Raw genomic sequence first — 16225 nt, forward strand, 5'->3', positions numbered from 1 at the left:
CCCTCAGGTACCAACAGAAAGGCTGCGATTATCGCGGCCTTTCTTGCCTCTGATGCCCTAAAAAATGCCTGAAAGCGTGATACCCATCTCCCTGAATGGCGGTTTGTGCGTCGGCACATCTAGTTGAATTTGAAACCATTTTTAGTTTGTGGAAGTCAGGTCATGAGGAAATACAATTTCTGCGCTGGTCCCGCCGCTCTACCTGAGCCGGTTTTGCAGCAGGCGCAGCAGGAGCTGCTGGATTGGCGCGGTCTGGGTTGTTCAGTGATGGAGGTTAGCCACCGCTCGCCGGAATTTGTCGAGGTGGCTGAACGCGCGGAACAGGATCTGCGCGACCTGCTCAAGGTGCCAGATAACTATAAGGTGCTGTTTTTACAGGGTGGGGCTACCGGACAGTTCAGTGCGGTGCCTTGGAACCTGCTCGGCGCAGGCTTAAAACAGGCTGACTTTATCCACACCGGGCAGTGGGCGGCCAAGGCGATTAAAGAAGCTCGACGTTATGGCGAAGTCAATGTGGTTGCGTCCAGTGAGGATCGTAATTTCCGCTATGTGCCATCACAGGACAGCTGGCAGCAGAGTAAGGGAGCGGCCTATTTTCATTACACGCCCAACGAGACCATCGGCGGTATCGAGTTCGACTATGTTCCTGAAGTGGAATGTCCCCTGATTGCGGATATGTCCTCTAATATTCTTTCCTGTCCAATCGACGTGGAAAAATTTGGTGTGATATATGCCGGTGCGCAAAAAAATATTGGCCCCTCCGGTATAGCGGTCGCCTTGGTTCGCGATGATCTCCTCGATCGAGCGCTAAAAGATATTCCGCGTAGCTTGAGTTGGAAAGTCGCGGCAGATGCCGGCTCTATGGATAACACGCCACCCACATTCGCCTGGTACCTTTCAGGTCTGGTTTTCCAGTGGCTCAAGAATCAGGGTGGCGTTGAAGCTATGGCTCAACAGGCTGCTAAAAAGTCCTCTCTGCTCTATGACTTTCTCGATAGTAGTGATTTCTTTTCCAGCCCGGTGGAGAAGTCCAGCCGCTCGCGGATGAATGTCCCATTTGTGTTGGCCGACGAACGACTTGATAAGCAGTTTTTGGCCGAGGCCGAGGAAGCCGGGTTGCTCAGCTTGAAGGGGCACCGCTCTGTGGGGGGGATGCGGGCATCCCTTTATAACGCCGTACCCTTTGAGGCAGTGAAGGCGCTAGTGGCCTTTATGGCGGACTTCGAGGCCTGCAGAGGCTAAAGATCAGGCAATTAATAAACCCAGGAAAGTAGAAAGCGGATGACAGAGGAAACCGTGGGAGGCGACCAGCGCCTGCTGGAGCTGCGCAATCGTATCGATGACATTGACTCGGAGATCGCCCGGCTAATCAGCGAGCGGGCCAGTTGCGCACTGGAGGTGGCGGAGGTAAAAAAAGCAACCGGAGAGGATGCGCTTTATTATCGCCCTGAACGTGAGGCGCAGGTTTTGCGTCGCGCTATGGAGCGCAATGCTGGCCCTTTGACCGATGAGGAAATGGCGAGGCTTTTTCGAGAGATTATGTCCGCCTGCCTCGCTCTGGAGGAGCCGGTTAAGGTAGCTTATCTCGGGCCAGAAGGTACCTTTACCCAACAGGCGGCCTTGAAGCATTTTGGCAATTCCGCGCAGAGTCGTCCGCTGGCGGCCATCGATGAAGTCTTCCGCGAGGTGGAGGCTGGCGCTGTGAATTACGGTGTAGTGCCGGTAGAGAACTCCACTGAGGGTGTGATCAATCACACCCTGGACAACTTTATGAACTCCAATCTCAGTATTTGCGGAGAGGTGGAGTTGCGTATTCATCATCACCTGATGATTTCCGACGTGACCCGGCCGGAGTCGATCACGCGTATTTATTCCCATGCCCAGAGTTTGGCCCAATGCCGCAAATGGCTGGATGCGCATTACCCCAACGTGGAGCGGGTGGCGGTCTCCAGTAATGCGGATGCGGCCAAGCGTGTTAAAGGGGAATGGAATGCCGCGGCAATCGCCGGGGATATGGCGGCAGATCTGTATGGTCTGAAGGTGCTATCAGAGAAAATTGAGGACCGCCCGGATAATTCCACGCGTTTCCTGATCGTTGGCACTCAGCAGGTGCCTGCCAGTGGCGATGATAAGACCTCTCTGATGGTTTCCATGCGCAATGAGCCGGGTGCGCTGCACGATATGCTTGAGCCCTTCCGCCGCTACAGCATCGACCTTACCAGGGTGGAGACGCGGCCTTCTCAGTCCGGTAACTGGACTTATGTGTTTTTTGTCGACTTTAAAGGTCACCGCGATACGAAAGACATTGCTGAGGCGCTAAAAGAGGTCGGTGCCTGTGCTTCGGATCTGAAAGTGCTCGGCTCCTACCCGCGCGGTGTCCTGTGATGGGGCAAGTGCGTGTTGGCCGCTTGTTGGTTGTGGGTATCGGCCTTATTGGTGGCAGCTTTGCGCTCGCCCTCAAGGCGGCGGGAGCCTGCCGTGAAGTGATCGGTGTGGCGCTTCAGGAGGAGGTCTGCGAGCAGGCAAAGAGATTGGGTGTAGTCGATCGCGCCTACACAAGCCTGCCGCCAGCGCTTGAGCAGCTGGAAGCTGGGGATCTGGTTTTTATTGCGGTGCCAACTCTCGCAGTGGAGTCGGTATTTGCGCAGTTGAAGGATCATTTGCCTGAAGGTGTGACTGTCACCGATAGTGCCAGTGTTAAGGGAAGCGTGCAGAGTGCGGCGGAAAAAATCTGGGGCAGGGTGCCGAATTATCTGGTGTTAGGGCACCCAATTGCCGGCTCCGAGAAAAGTGGGGTAAGTGCTGCGCGCGATGACCTCTATCGCGATCACCGCGTAATCCTCACTCCAGCTCCTGACACCGATGTCGATCACCTGCACAGAGTGGCTCAGGCGTGGCAGGCCGCCGGAGCTGAAGTATTGAAAATGTCGGTGGAAGAGCATGATGAAGTACTGGCCGCGACCAGCCACCTCCCCCATGTGATCGCCTTTAGCTTGGTAGATACCCTGGCCCACGATGCTGAGAATGAAAATATTTTCCGCTATGCGGCCGGTGGCTTTCGCGACTTCACTCGCATTGCCTCCAGCGACCCGGTGATGTGGCGGGATATTATGCTGGCTAATCGCGATGCCATTTTAAAGGCGATCGATCTCTACAGTCTCAATCTTTCCTCCCTGCGCAATGCGATCGCCTCTGGTGATAGCTCGGCACTGATGGGGGTATTTACCCGCGCTAAAGCGGCGCGGGATCACTTTACAAAAATGTTAGCGAAACAAGCGTATTCAGAACCTATGCAAGCAAAGGAAGTTACTTTTATCGCGCAACCGGGTGGCACCGTGAGTGGCAAACTCCGTGTTCCGGGAGATAAATCCATGTCACACCGCTCAATTATGCTGGGCTCTCTGGCTGAAGGGGTGACAGAAGTGGAGGGCTTCCTTGAGGGGGAGGACGTTCTGGCCACTCTGCAGGCTTTTCGCGATATGGGGGTGGTCATTGAGGGGCCGGATAAGGGCCGAGTGACGATACATGGAGTGGGGTTGCATGGTTTACAGGCGCCTCCTGGTCCCCTTTATTTGGGTAATTCAGGGACATCTATGCGCCTGCTTGCTGGTTTACTCGCGGGTCAGAATTTTGATGTCACTCTGACCGGTGATGAATCCCTCTCTAAACGCCCCATGAACCGGGTTGCCAACCCATTGCGAGACATGGGCGCAGCAATCGAAACCGGGCCCGAGGGGCGTCCACCACTATTGATCAAAGGTGGTAAACGACTCGCCGGTATCGACTATCACCTGCCAATGGCAAGTGCCCAGGTGAAATCCGCGGTCCTGCTCGCCGGCCTCTATGCAGAAGGTGAAACCAGCACTGTGGAGCCGGCTCCTACCCGCGATCATACCGAGCGCATGTTGCAGGGTTTTGGTTATTCCGTGGGACGAGATGGTGCACGTGCGACCTTGCAAGGAAATGGAGAGTTGAAGGCTTGTCGTATTGATGTGCCGGCGGATATCTCCTCAGCGGCTTTCTTTATGGTGGCTGCGGCTATTTCTCCAGGGGCGGATGTGACCCTGGAGCATGTGGGAATCAACCCGACGCGCGATGGAGTCATTAATATCCTTCGGGCTATGGGTGGTGATATTGAGCTTTCAAATAAACGCACTGTGGGGGGGGAGCCGGTCGCGGATATCCGGGTTCGCTATGCGCCTTTAAAGGGAATTGCTATTCCCGAAGATCAGGTGCCTCTGGCTATCGATGAATTCCCCGCACTATTTATTGCCGCGGCTTGCGCGCAGGGGCAGACGGTTTTGACCGGTGCTGAAGAATTGCGTGTAAAAGAGAGTGATCGTATTCAGGCGATGGCCAATGGTCTTGCTGCCTTGGGGGTAAGTGCGGCGCCTACCGAAGATGGAATCGTGATCAATGGCTCCCCAGAAAAAGCGGTATTTTCCGGTGGCACCGTGGATAGTTTAGGAGATCACCGTATCGCCATGGCTTTTGCGGTGGCATCGCTGCGTGCAAAGGATACAATCCGCATCCTCCACTGCGCCAATGTGGCGACCTCCTTTCCGAACTTTGCTGAACTGGCAGTTGGTTCAGGCTTTAGGCTGCAGTTAGCTTGACCTAGGGTATCTTTATGGGGGGAGCCGGTTTGCGCGGCTAACGATGAAGTAGAGTTGTACGAATAACTATGAATGATTCAAGCAAGCTGCCACCGGTTGTCACAATTGACGGTCCCAGTGGCTCAGGTAAGGGAACTATCGCAAAGCTGCTGGCCGACAGGCTGGGCTTTGCGCTTTTGGACTCTGGCGCTCTTTATCGGGCTGCCGCCTTGGCCGCCCTGGAAAAAGAGGTGGATCTCGCCGATGAGGAAGCGCTGACTCAGGTCGCCAAAGATTTGGATGTTCGCTTTCCGATAAGCGATGGTCGCTTGCAGGTCTTGTTGGAGGGCCGGGAGGTCAGCCATGAAATCCGTATGGAGCGGGTGAGTATGGCAGCCTCTACGGTGGCTGCAATCCCCGGCGTGCGCGCCGCATTACTGCAGCGTCAACGGGACTTTAGGCTCCAGCCAGGTTTGGTGGCCGATGGCCGGGATATGGGCACCACCGTATTCCCCGATGCCCCCGTTAAGGTGTATCTAACCGCCAGTGCCGAGGAGCGCGCCAGGAGGCGTGAAGCGCAGTTGCGGGAGAAGGGGGTTTCTGTTAGCCTCCGCGACCTGCTGGAGGACATTCGTGCCCGTGATGCACAGGATATGAATCGAAAAGCATCCCCCCTGGCTCCCGCTGAAGACGCGGTAGAGCTCGATAGTACTGGGGTTGGGATTGAGGATGTTCTCAATAAAGTAATGGCACTGGTACAGGAGCGAATCGCGCCCTGAACCACTGAAGTCAGTAGCAGAAAGTTTTTAACGATAGCGGCCGGGTTTTGCCAGAATTGCCCGGCCGTTGTTGTAATCCGACCCGCGTTCTGGCATCGCGGTTGGGGTCCTGGCTGGCGGTTGACTAAACTCAACAGTTACTAACGGCTGGACCCAGCACTATAGGTAATGTAATGAGCGAGAGCTTTGCTGATCTATTTGAAGAGAGCCTAAAAAGCGTTGAAATGGCACCGGGCGCTATCGTCACTGGTGTTGTAATTGACGTAGACAAAGACTGGGTAACCGTTCACGCGGGCCTGAAGTCTGAAGGCGTTATCCCTGCTGCACAGTTCGCCAACGATAAAGGCGAAGTTGAGCTACAGGTGGGCGACGAAGTACAGGTTGCCCTGGAAGCTGTAGAAGACGGTTTCGGTGAAACCCGTCTGTCCCGTGAAAAAGCCAAGCGCGCCGAAGCCTGGAAAATCCTCGACGCAGCGCACGCAGCTGACGAAGTGGTTAAAGGTGTTATCAGCGGTAAGGTTAAGGGTGGCTTTACTGTCGACGTTGCCAATATCCGCGCATTCCTGCCCGGCTCTCTGGTTGATGTTCGCCCGGTTCGCGACACCGCGCACCTGGAAGGTAAAGAGCTCGAGTTCAAGGTTATCAAGCTGGATGCCAAGCGTAACAACGTAGTGGTTTCCCGTCGCGCCGTGATGGAAGCTGCAACTTCTGAAGAGCGTGAAGCGCTGCTGGAAAGCCTGCAAGAAGGCATGAGCATTAAGGGTATCGTTAAGAACCTGACCGACTACGGTGCTTTCGTAGATCTGGGTGGTATCGACGGCCTGCTGCACATCACCGATATGGCTTGGAAGCGTATCAAGCATCCGAGCGAGATCGTGAATGTTGGCGACGAGATCGAAGTAAAAGTACTGAAGTTCGACCGCGAGCGCAGCCGTGTATCCCTGGGCCTGAAGCAACTGGGCGAAGATCCTTGGGTATCCATCAAGCAGCGTTACCCAGAGAACAGCCGCGTGAAGGCGGTTGTAACCAACCTGACCGACTACGGCTGCTTCGCAGAGCTGGAAGAAGGTGTGGAAGGTCTGGTACACGTTTCCGAAATGGATTGGACCAACAAGAACATCCACCCATCCAAAGTTGTCCAGGTTGGCGACGAGGTAGAGGTGATGATTCTGGATATCGACGAAGAGCGTCGTCGTATCTCCCTGGGTATCAAGCAGTGCCAGGAAAATCCGTGGGATGCCTTCGCGCGTAAATTTGCTAAGGGCGACAAGATCTCCGGTAAGATCAAGTCCATCACTGACTTCGGTATCTTCATCGGTCTCGACGGCAGCATCGACGGTCTGGTTCACCTGTCCGATATCTCCTGGAACGAAGCTGGCGAAGAAGCTGTTCGCAAGTTCAAGAAAGGCGACGAAATCGAGACTGTTATCCTGGGCATCGATTCCGAGCGCGAGCGCATCTCCCTGGGTATCAAGCAGCTGGAGTCCGATCCATTCTCCGACTACGTATCCACTAGCGATCGCGGCAGCATCGTCAATGGTATCGTGAAGGAAGTAGACGCTAAGCAGGCGGTAATCACCCTGGCAGATGAAGTTGAAGGCGTTCTGCGCGCTTCAGAAATCAGCCGCGACAAGGTTGAAGACGCTCGCAACGTTCTGAAAGAAGGCGAAGAAGTAGAAGCTAAGATCACCAGCGTGGATCGCAAGAACCGCGTGATCAGCCTGTCTATCAAAGCCAAAGACCAGGACGATGAGAAGCAAGCCATCAAGGATCACAGCAAGAAGCAGTCTGAGCAAGTTCAGCCTGCTACTATCGGTGACCTGATCAAGGCACAGATGAGCAACAAAGACTAATTATCTTTGAGTGTTCACTACTTCAGACTTCTTATCTGAAGTGACCCGAAAGCCGGACTGGGGTTGCCCAGTCCGGCTTTCTATTAGATGATTGGCGCTCTACTCCAGAAAATCAATGACTTACAAAGGTTGCGGAGCGCATGACCAAGTCCGAACTGATCGAAAGGATTGCGTTGAGGTTGGATCAGCTGCCAGTTAAGGATGTAGAGCTGGCGGTCAAGGTGATGTTGGATACCATGTCTGATTCCCTCTCTCAGGGGGAGCGCATTGAGATACGAGGTTTTGGCAGTTTTTCACTGCATTACCGTGCACCGCGCACTGGGCGGAATCCTAAAACGGGGGATGCTGTGGCGCTGGCGGGTAAATATGTTCCCCATTTCAAGCCTGGCAAAGAATTGCGCGACAGAGTAAATCGCAGCATGCACGATGTGGCTGGGATCGAAGTATGATTGCACCTCGGATATTGCCGGATGAGAGGGGTGGTGCTTCCAAAATGGCAGTATCATTCGCCTGAAAATCCTTGTGGCCGCTAGTTTGAGCCAATCTTTCGTGGAACGTGGAGGTTCCCTTGTCATTTCTGCGCTGGCTGATGCACTTTTTTTTCGGCCTTTTGGCCCTGATTTGCGTTGCTCTCGGTATCTATTTTGCGGTGGAAAACTCCCAGGTGATCTCACCGGTTATTGCGGGTTACTCCCTGCAGTCCGGTAGCGTTGGGGTTTGGCTGATCTGTATGCTGCTTCTGGGCGTTTTGCTCGGCTTCCTTGCCAGTCTTTTACCGATTTTCTCTCAGCACCGCCGCGCTCGAGGTTTGAGCAAGCAGCTCAAAAAGATGGAGCGCGAACTGCAAGCCGTTCACCGTAAGGCTTCCGGAGACTGACTTGCTGGATCTTGCCTACTTCTTCTTTCTGCTGACTGCTGTTGCTATCGGTTGGGTATTGGGTCGCGGTAGCTCCAGGAGAAAGCCCGACTTTAGTGAGCGGGAGCAGTCCCTGGCTCGCTCCTATGCGCAGGGGCTTAATTATCTTCTGAGCGAGCACCACGATGACACCATTGAGAAGTTTATCGATTCTCTTGAGGTCAGCCCGGTCACTTTCGATACGCACCTGGCTCTGGGCAATCTCTTGCGTAGAAGGGGGGAGTACGACCAGGCTATCAGGGTCCACCAGAACCTGCTCGCGCGTCCCAGCTTATCAAGGCAGAGCCAGCATAAAGCCCAGTTTGAGTTGGCCTGCGACTATATCGCCGCTGGCTGGTTAGACAGAGCCGAGCGGCTTCTACAGGAACTGGTTGAAACCTCCCAGGAGCTGCGGGCAACCAGTCTCGAACATTTGATTGAGGTCTATAGGGATGAGAGAGAGTGGGCTAAAGCCATCCATGCGGTAAATCTTTTGCACGGTCGCCGATTCAAGCGATTGTCCGCTGACTGGGCTCCTATACAGGCGCACTTTTGCTGTGAGCTCGCTGAGGAGGCTATTGCAGGCAAAGACTATTTGAGTGCGCGTAAACATCTCGATGCGGCTTTGGGGTATGATCGCAGCTCGGTCAGAGCCTGCTTACTGTGGGCGCGTCTTGAATATTTGCTCGGTAAGCAGCGGGACGCTATCAAGGTGTTGCAGCGGATTCCCAAGCAAAGCCCCGACTATATTCCGGAAATTCTGGAGTTGTTAATCACCTGCTATGTCGAGCTGGATGATGGAAAAGGGTTGGATCGCTATCTTGAGTCGCTCCTCAAGGAGCACCCATCGAATAGCGTATTGATCGCTCTTACTAGCAGGATTCAAGAGCAGGATAGTGAAGCCGCTGCGGCAGCCTTTATGGGCAAGCAGCTTGCTCTGCGCCCGTCATTGCGTGGACTTGGCCGTTTTCTGGATTTGTATATTGGCACGGCACAAGGTAGGTCGAGGGAAAATCTCTCCCTGCTGAAAACATTGATTGATCAACTGATCGCCAATCGTCCGCACTATCGTTGCAGTAATTGTGGATTCTCTGGAAACCAATTGCACTGGTTATGCCCCAGCTGCAAGCATTGGGACTCTGTCCGCTCAGTCAAGGGGATCGAGGGGGAGTGATGGATTTCCTCGATCGCTATCTAGTCTAATTTTTTTAGAGGTATTTCTTTGCATTCTCAAGTTTCTTCCCCGGTTATTGTTGCCCTCGATTATGACAACGCTGATGCCGCGCTCTCTATGACGGATCAGCTAGACCCATCTCTTTGTCGAGTAAAAGTTGGCAAGGAATTATTCACTATTGCGGGGCCAGATCTGGTTTGCGCCCTTGTCGATCGAGGGTTTGAGGTTTTTCTGGACCTGAAATTTCATGATATCCCCAATACCGTTGCAGCAGCGGTAAAGGCGGCAGCGCGCCTGGGTGTTTGGATGGTAAATGTGCACGCTAGTGGCGGAGAGCGCATGATGAGAGCGGCTGCCGATGCGTTGAGTGAGCTTGGCGAAGGTAGGCCGTTGCTGATCGGAGTCACTGTGCTGACTAGCACCACCCAGGAAGAGCTTGCAGCAACTGGGGTTGGTAAGCCCTTGGAGGAGCAGGTGCTCAACCTGGCCGCTCAGGCTCAGTCCTGTGGTCTCGATGGTGTAGTCTGCTCTGCGCGCGAGGCTGAAGCGCTAAAAGCAGCCTGTGGTCCAGATTTTGCTTTGGTGACCCCAGGAATTCGCCCTGCGGGTAGTGACGCCGGCGATCAGCGACGTACTCTTACCCCTTATGAGGCATTGAATCAGGGATCTGACTACTTGGTAATTGGTCGACCCATCACTGCGGCAGAGGACCCCCTGACAGCCCTGCAAGATATATTGGCTGAAATTGCAGGAAAATAAGGTTTGTTTGCTTTGACTGGGTGTCATGTAGTGTAATAAGCCTTTGCAAGAGGCTCATATGACCTGTTGGTATCATGGTCCGCCTTGGGGAGGTATAGCAGTCCCAATGTGAAACCAAAACACTTTCACTGGGAGTCGATCATGATAAAAGCTCATTCGTTAATTTCTGTATTACTGGCTATTGCCCTTACATTTTTTTCTTCATCGGCATTATCCGCCGAGGAGATTGAGGTTGCACAGCAAGACTCTATTGCGGTCAATGTAAACAGTGCATCCGCGACAGAGCTTGCGGAGAGGCTTGTTGGCATTGGTGAGGCCAAAGCGCAGCTGATTATTGAGTATCGGGAGCAGCACGGTCCCTTTACATCGCTGGATCAGTTGCTGAATGTCAAAGGGATTGGTGCAGCGACGCTCGACAAGAATCGTGAGCGGATTCGATTGTAGTTGACTTGGAATCAGGGGCGAAGAGGATTCCCCTTTGTTGATAGGATGGGGTGCCTCTCTGCCTCAGCTCTCCTCTGCTGCGAAATTGATGTCAGCGCTTGTTCTGAGGTTTAGTTTTAGCGCTATGTGTTGCGTCAATAGTAGGTGTTGAAGGAGAAAGTTTTGGCAGGTTCATTTTTAGCCTGGTTGCTCCCGTTGCTAGTTGGGGGGGCATTGAGTTACGGCATGACATCTGTCTTGCTGTCGCGCATGCAAAATTTGGCCCTGGATGTGCCCAATCATCGCTCCATGCATAGCGACCCGGTTCCTCGCACTGGTGGTTGGGCGCTATTGGCGGGTTGCGGGCTGGGCTTAGCTGTTGGGCCGGCATCTTTTCCTCTGCCGGTTTATATATCTTTTTTCTTGCTGCTTGCTGTATCGGCCATAGATGATGTGCGGCATGTGGCTGCTAGGGTACGTTTTGCCACCCAGTTAATCGCCGCGATATTGATTGTTCTTTCGCTACCCAGAGAGGTGGATTGGTGGTGGCTTCTTCCCCTCGTTCTGGCGGGGAGTTGGATGATCAATCTGTACAATTTTATGGACGGCATGGATGGCTTTGCCGGCAGCATGACTGTGATCGGTTTTTTATCTCTTGGTCTTGTGTGTTTTTTTGCTGGTGATTGGGAGTTGGCTGGTGTGTGCGCCTTGTTTGTGGTGTGCACAGTGATTTTCCTGCGCTTTAATTGGCCCCCTGCTCGAATATTTATGGGGGATGCAGGGTCCACAGGCATTGGTTTGGCAGTGTTCGCTTTAAGCGTGTTTGGGTGGCAGAGAGGGGCCTTTCAGTTATGGTTCCCGATCATTGTATTTAGCCCATTTTGGGTGGATGCCAGTTTTACATTATTGCGCAGAGTGGCCGCTGGGCAGCGCTGGTGGGAGGCCCATCGAGAGCACCTTTACCAGCGCTTGGCACTCCGAATTGGAGTGAGAAAAACACTACATTTGCAGTTGGCTTTAATGGTTGCTGCATCTAGTGTCGCATTCGCTTTTGTTGCCTTGACGGCAGCTTGACTTTGATGGTCGCTAGAATGGGGCCAGGGATTGGTTGATTCTATGTTTGGAGTAATCCTGTGATTGGTATTTGGCGAAAATTTGACAGGGCCAAGAAGCCGACATTGATGTTGCTGTTTGACCTCGCGATGCTGAGTGTTGCCTTTTTTATCGCTATGGCAATTCGGCTCAATGGCTTTGCTGAGGCTGTGACGTTGCCAATGCTGGCCTGCCTGGTTATTACCATCTGCTCCAGTAGCTTTATATTTCTTAAGCTCGGCTTGTACCGCACGGTTATTCGCTACATGGGGCAGAAAGCGGTTATCGCCGTACTCCAAGGGGTTACCGCATCCTCAATTCTCCTTGCAGTGGCCTCTTATTTGACCACTGCGGGCGTCCCTCGCTCGGTCCCAGTTATCTACTGGTGTTTTGCACTGATTGCTGTGGGTGGGTCTCGCTGGCTGGTCAGGATTTACTATCAGATGGCCTTGGAGATCCATAAAACTCGCGTGGCAATTTATGGCGCCGGTACGGCTGGTTTGCAGGTTTATAAGGCGTTGCTTCATGGTGAAGTCTATAAGCCCGTCGCCTTTTTTGATGATAACACCTCTAAGCAAAAGACTTTGATTGATGGTGTTATGGTTTATTCCCCGGCAAACATCCTTAGCGTTGTTGCCGATCAGGATATTGCTGAGGTTTTATTGGCAATGCCTGGCGTGCCTAAGCGCCGGCGCCGGGAAATAGCAAGGGGGCTTCGTGAGCAGGGGTTGGTGGTCAAGGCCATTCCCGGTGTGGAGGAGCTGGTTGATGCGGCGGGCCGCACCGAAGATATGTCCCAAACCTATGAAAATATTTTAGGTAGGGCTCCAGTAGAGCCTGAAAAAACTTTGATAGCTGGCTCTATTAGCGGCAAGGTGGTGCTGGTTACTGGTGCTGGTGGGTCTATTGGATCGGAACTTTGCCGGCAGATTGCCCAGTGGGGGCCGGCTCACTTAGTGCTGGTGGAGTCCTCTGAGTATGCTCTCTACCAAATTGAGCGTGAGCTTCGCCAGCAGCAACTGGATGAAGGGTATCAGCTCAAGGTGACTGCACTACTAGGCGATGTCCGCGATAAAGTGCGAATGGCTGATATCATTCAAGGCTTTTCGGTAAATACTATTTATCATGCCGCTGCCTATAAGCATGTTCCCTTGGTTGAGCAGAATGTCGTTCTGGGTGCAGACAATAATGTGCTGGGTACCCTGTCAGTTTTGGAGGCTACCGAAGGTACCAAGGTGGAGCAGTTTGTTCTGATTTCTACCGATAAGGCCGTACGCCCAACGAATGTTATGGGTGCCACCAAGCGCCTTGCCGAACTGGTGTGTCAGGACTATGGTCGCCACTCCAGCAAAATGCGGGTCTGCATGGTCCGCTTTGGTAATGTGCTGGGCTCTTCTGGCTCGGTTATTCCCCTTTTTACAGATCAGGTCAATGCGGGCGGCCCTGTTACTGTGACCCATCCTAAGGTGACTCGCTACTTTATGACTATTCCCGAGGCCGCTCAGCTTGTCTTGCAGGCGGGGAATATGGGCCGCAACGGCGATGTATTTGTGTTGGATATGGGAGAGCCAGTACAAATCTATGATCTTGCCGAGCGGCTTATCAGGATTATGGGGCATTCTGTAAAGGATGATAAAAACCCTGACGGAGATATTGAGATCCAGGTGACTGGCTTGCGTCCCGGGGAAAAGCTCTACGAGGAGTTGCTACTTGGTGACAATGTATCGGGTACCGACCACCCGATGATTATGCGCGCGGAAGAGGAGTTCCTGGAGAGGGGAGTCCTGCGATCGCTTATCGCGGCATTGAGGCAGGCCTGCGCTGAGCATCACTGCGAGAAGGTCCATCAGATCTTATCTGAATCGGTAAGTGGTTATGTCTCAAAGCACGGCTTGACCGATGCCGTTTGGTCTTGCTCTGCCAAAGTGCCCCGTCCGGTAAAAATGGCCACTGTTGAGCGACTCCCCGTCTCTAATGAGAGCGCCCTTCGGTAGCTTTAGCTTTAAGAACGGCTACCCCTCAGCTTTTTATTAAGTCGGGAGTTGAGGGTTCACTTTGCTTCTCAGGGGGGGGTAGGGAAAGAATATAGGGTGGCCATATAAGAAAAAACCCCGCATAGCATGCTATGCGGGGTTTTAATTTGGCTCCGCCTGCTGGGCTCGAACCAGCGACCCAATGATTAACAGTCATTTGCTCTACCAACTGAGCTAAGGCGGAATTTAATCTAACTTATATAGCGCAAATTAAGCTGCGCTGTAAACTTGGCTCCGCCTGCTGGGCTCGAACCAGCGACCCAATGATTAACAGTCATTTGCTCTACCAACTGAGCTAAGGCGGAATATCTTTTCGGCTGTGCCGTTGAGATGGCGCGTATATTATAGAGCACTCCTGACTAGGTCAACCCCTTTTTTGATCTTTAACTAATTGATTTGTCAGGAAAATATTTATTTAGCCTGCGAGCAAAACGCCTCAGGTCTGAGGAGGGCAGGGTAGGACGCTATTCTCTTGTATTTGAGGGTGGTATGACGACAGCCTACAATCCGGTGTTGCATGAATGATTGAGTGGTTGAGGGAAGTGTATGGAGTCGCGGCCTTTTAAGGTGGAATCTAAGTATCAGCCAGCCGGGGATCAGCCGCTGGCGATCGAGCAGTTATCCGAGGGTATAGACGATGGTTTGAGCCATCAAACGCTGCTGGGGGTTACGGGTTCGGGTAAAACCTTCACTATGGCGAACATCATCGAGCGCTTACAGCGCCCGGCAATAGTGATGGCGCACAACAAAACGTTGGCTGCCCAGCTCTATGGAGAGTTCAAAGAGTTTTTCCCCAAGAATGCCGTCGAGTATTTCGTCTCCTATTACGACTACTATCAGCCCGAAGCTTATGTGCCCTCCTCAGATACTTTTATTGAGAAAGATGCCTCGGTAAATGAGCACATTGAGCAGATGCGCCTATCTGCTACAAAGGCACTGATAGAGCGGCGTGATGTTGTGGTCGTTGCCACGGTATCGGCTATTTATGGCCTGGGTGATCCCGATAAGTACCTAAAAATGGTATTGCATTTGGATCGCGGCGATCTGGTGGATCAGCGCACAATTTTACGCAGGTTGGCGGAGTTGCAATATACGCGCAATGATGCCGACTTCCGCCGTGCAACCTATCGTGTGCGCGGCGATATTATTGATATTTACCCGGCCGACTCCGATTTGGAGGCGGTGCGCCTGTCTCTGTTTGATGAAGAAATTGAAGAGATCACCCTGTTTGACCCTCTTACCGGCGAGCAGCTTAAGAAAGTTCCCAGGGTTACCATCTTCCCCAAGAGTCACTACGTTACCCCGCGCGAGACCATTGTCAGCGCTATCGATGAAATCAAGGATGAACTGCGGGTACGTCTGGAGCAGTTGCGCGGTAATAACAAGTTGCTGGAGGCGCAGAGGCTGGATCAGCGTACCCGATATGATTTGGAAATGATGCAGGAGTTAGGGTACTGCAATGGCGTGGAGAATTATTCTCGTTACCTGTCTGGTCGTGATGCCGGCCAGCCACCGCCCACACTTTTTGACTACTTGCCAAACGATGCACTGTTGTTTATTGATGAAAGCCACGTAACCGTGCCGCAAATCGGCGGCATGTACCGCGGGGATAGATCGCGCAAAGAGACCCTGGTGGGGTACGGTTTCCGTCTCCCTTCCGCCCTGGACAACCGCCCGCTCAAATTTGAAGAGTGGGAGCACCTGGCCCCGCAAACGGTATTTGTTTCAGCGACACCGGGGCCCTATGAGGCTGATCACGCGGGGCAGGTGGTTGAGCAGGTAGTGCGGCCCACAGGGCTTGTTGATCCGGAAGTGGAAATACGCCCGGCCCAGACCCAGGTAGATGACGCGCTTTCTGAAATTCACCGCTGCGCGGAAGCGGATCAACGAGTGCTGATTACCGTGCTGACAAAGCGGATGGCAGAGGATCTGACCGAGTATCTGGCGGAGAATGGGGTGCGGGTACGCTACCTCCACTCCGATATCGATACTGTCGAACGGGTGGAGATTATTCGCGATCTTCGCATCGGCGAGTTTGATGTGCTAGTTGGTATTAACTTGCTGCGTGAAGGTCTGGATATGCCAGAGGTTGCCCTGGTGGCCATCTTCGATGCCGATAAAGAGGGCTTCCTCCGCTCTGATCGCTCACTGATCCAGACGATTGGCCGGGCAGCGCGCAACCTTGAGGGGCGGGCTATTTTGTATGCGGACAAAGTAACCGGCTCCATGGAGCGCGCGCTGGAAGAGACCCGTCGCCGCCGGGAAAAACAGATTGCTTTCAATAAAGAGCATGGCATTACACCGAAAGGGATTCGCAAAAGCGTTGCGGATATTCTTGAGGGCGCTGTGGCGCCCGGTGTGCCCAAAAGTAAGCGTAAGGTGGCAGAAGGGAAGGGTACCTATAAGGTTGATGACAAACCGATGTCCGATAAGCAGCGCTGGGCGCGAGTTGCTGAGCTGGAGAATCAGATGTATGAGCACGCCAAAAACCTGGAGTTTGAATCTGCAGCAAAGTTGCGAGATGAGATTTCACGCCTGAAGGAAGTGGAATAATTGGGCTGGGGGTAGCTTTATCGGCCGCCCCTGCCGCAGCAATCACTTAAAAAAATTACTGCAAAAGCT

The 16225-nt window shown here is 53.2% G+C and carries 13 protein-coding genes and 2 tRNA genes; 13 read left to right on the top strand and 2 right to left on the bottom strand.

Annotated elements, in window-relative coordinates; genetic code table 11:
• Window positions 1-162: 162 nt before the first annotated feature.
• From serC to ACJJID_RS04635, 12 genes are all read left to right on the top strand, one after another.
• Window positions 163-1242, top strand: a complete 1080-nt coding sequence (serC, locus tag ACJJID_RS04580) for a 3-phosphoserine/phosphohydroxythreonine transaminase (protein ID WP_444921682.1) — start codon at window positions 163-165, stop codon at window positions 1240-1242.
• A 39-nt stretch (window positions 1243-1281) separates the two neighbouring features.
• Complete coding sequence (gene pheA, locus ACJJID_RS04585) at window positions 1282-2385, top strand: prephenate dehydratase (RefSeq protein WP_152452763.1); 1104 nt, start codon at window positions 1282-1284, stop codon at window positions 2383-2385.
• Window positions 2385-4616: a bifunctional prephenate dehydrogenase/3-phosphoshikimate 1-carboxyvinyltransferase gene (locus tag ACJJID_RS04590; protein WP_444921683.1), complete on the top strand. Its 2232-nt coding sequence runs from the start codon at window positions 2385-2387 to the stop codon at window positions 4614-4616. Before pheA ends, ACJJID_RS04590 begins: the two co-directional genes overlap by 1 nt.
• Window positions 4617-4684: 68 nt before the next feature.
• Window positions 4685-5374 (top strand): (d)CMP kinase, encoded by a 690-nt coding sequence (gene cmk, locus ACJJID_RS04595; RefSeq protein WP_152452767.1) that lies wholly within the window; start codon window positions 4685-4687, stop codon window positions 5372-5374.
• A gap of 173 nt (window positions 5375-5547) precedes the next feature.
• Entirely contained in the window at window positions 5548-7227 is a 1680-nt protein-coding gene (gene rpsA / locus ACJJID_RS04600) for a 30S ribosomal protein S1 (RefSeq protein ID WP_444921684.1), read from the top strand.
• 140 nt (window positions 7228-7367) lie between these two features.
• Window positions 7368-7676 carry an integration host factor subunit beta gene (ihfB, locus tag ACJJID_RS04605; protein WP_152452771.1) on the top strand — a complete coding sequence of 103 codons (309 nt, stop codon included), beginning with the start codon at window positions 7368-7370 and terminating at the stop codon, window positions 7674-7676.
• A 119-nt stretch (window positions 7677-7795) separates the two neighbouring features.
• Window positions 7796-8104, top strand: a complete 309-nt coding sequence (locus ACJJID_RS04610; protein WP_444921685.1) for a lipopolysaccharide assembly protein LapA domain-containing protein — start codon at window positions 7796-7798, stop codon at window positions 8102-8104.
• A 1-nt stretch (window position 8105) separates the two neighbouring features.
• Entirely contained in the window at window positions 8106-9296 is a 1191-nt protein-coding gene (lapB, locus tag ACJJID_RS04615; protein WP_152452773.1) for a lipopolysaccharide assembly protein LapB, read from the top strand.
• A 48-nt stretch (window positions 9297-9344) separates the two neighbouring features.
• Window positions 9345-10055 (top strand): orotidine-5'-phosphate decarboxylase, encoded by a 711-nt coding sequence (pyrF, locus tag ACJJID_RS04620; protein WP_444921686.1) that lies wholly within the window; start codon window positions 9345-9347, stop codon window positions 10053-10055.
• 141 nt (window positions 10056-10196) lie between these two features.
• Window positions 10197-10499 carry a ComEA family DNA-binding protein gene (locus ACJJID_RS04625; protein ID WP_444921687.1) on the top strand — a complete coding sequence of 101 codons (303 nt, stop codon included), beginning with the start codon at window positions 10197-10199 and terminating at the stop codon, window positions 10497-10499.
• A 162-nt stretch (window positions 10500-10661) separates the two neighbouring features.
• Window positions 10662-11552 (top strand): MraY family glycosyltransferase, encoded by an 891-nt coding sequence (locus tag ACJJID_RS04630; RefSeq protein ID WP_444921688.1) that lies wholly within the window; start codon window positions 10662-10664, stop codon window positions 11550-11552.
• Between the two features lie 59 nt (window positions 11553-11611).
• Window positions 11612-13564: a polysaccharide biosynthesis protein gene (locus tag ACJJID_RS04635; protein ID WP_444921689.1), complete on the top strand. Its 1953-nt coding sequence runs from the start codon at window positions 11612-11614 to the stop codon at window positions 13562-13564.
• A gap of 147 nt (window positions 13565-13711) precedes the next feature.
• Here ACJJID_RS04635 and ACJJID_RS04640 read toward each other — a convergent pair.
• Together ACJJID_RS04640 and ACJJID_RS04645 are read right to left on the bottom strand one after the other, a co-directional pair.
• Window positions 13712-13787, bottom strand: a tRNA-Asn gene (locus ACJJID_RS04640).
• 45 nt (window positions 13788-13832) lie between these two features.
• Window positions 13833-13908: transfer RNA gene (locus ACJJID_RS04645), tRNA-Asn, on the bottom strand.
• A 241-nt stretch (window positions 13909-14149) separates the two neighbouring features.
• Here ACJJID_RS04645 and uvrB point away from each other — a divergent pair.
• Window positions 14150-16156, top strand: coding sequence for an excinuclease ABC subunit UvrB (uvrB, locus tag ACJJID_RS04650; protein WP_444921690.1), 2007 nt, complete (start codon window positions 14150-14152; stop codon window positions 16154-16156).
• Window positions 16157-16225 lie beyond the last annotated feature (69 nt).

This window comes from Microbulbifer sp. CnH-101-G (assembly GCF_052466775.1).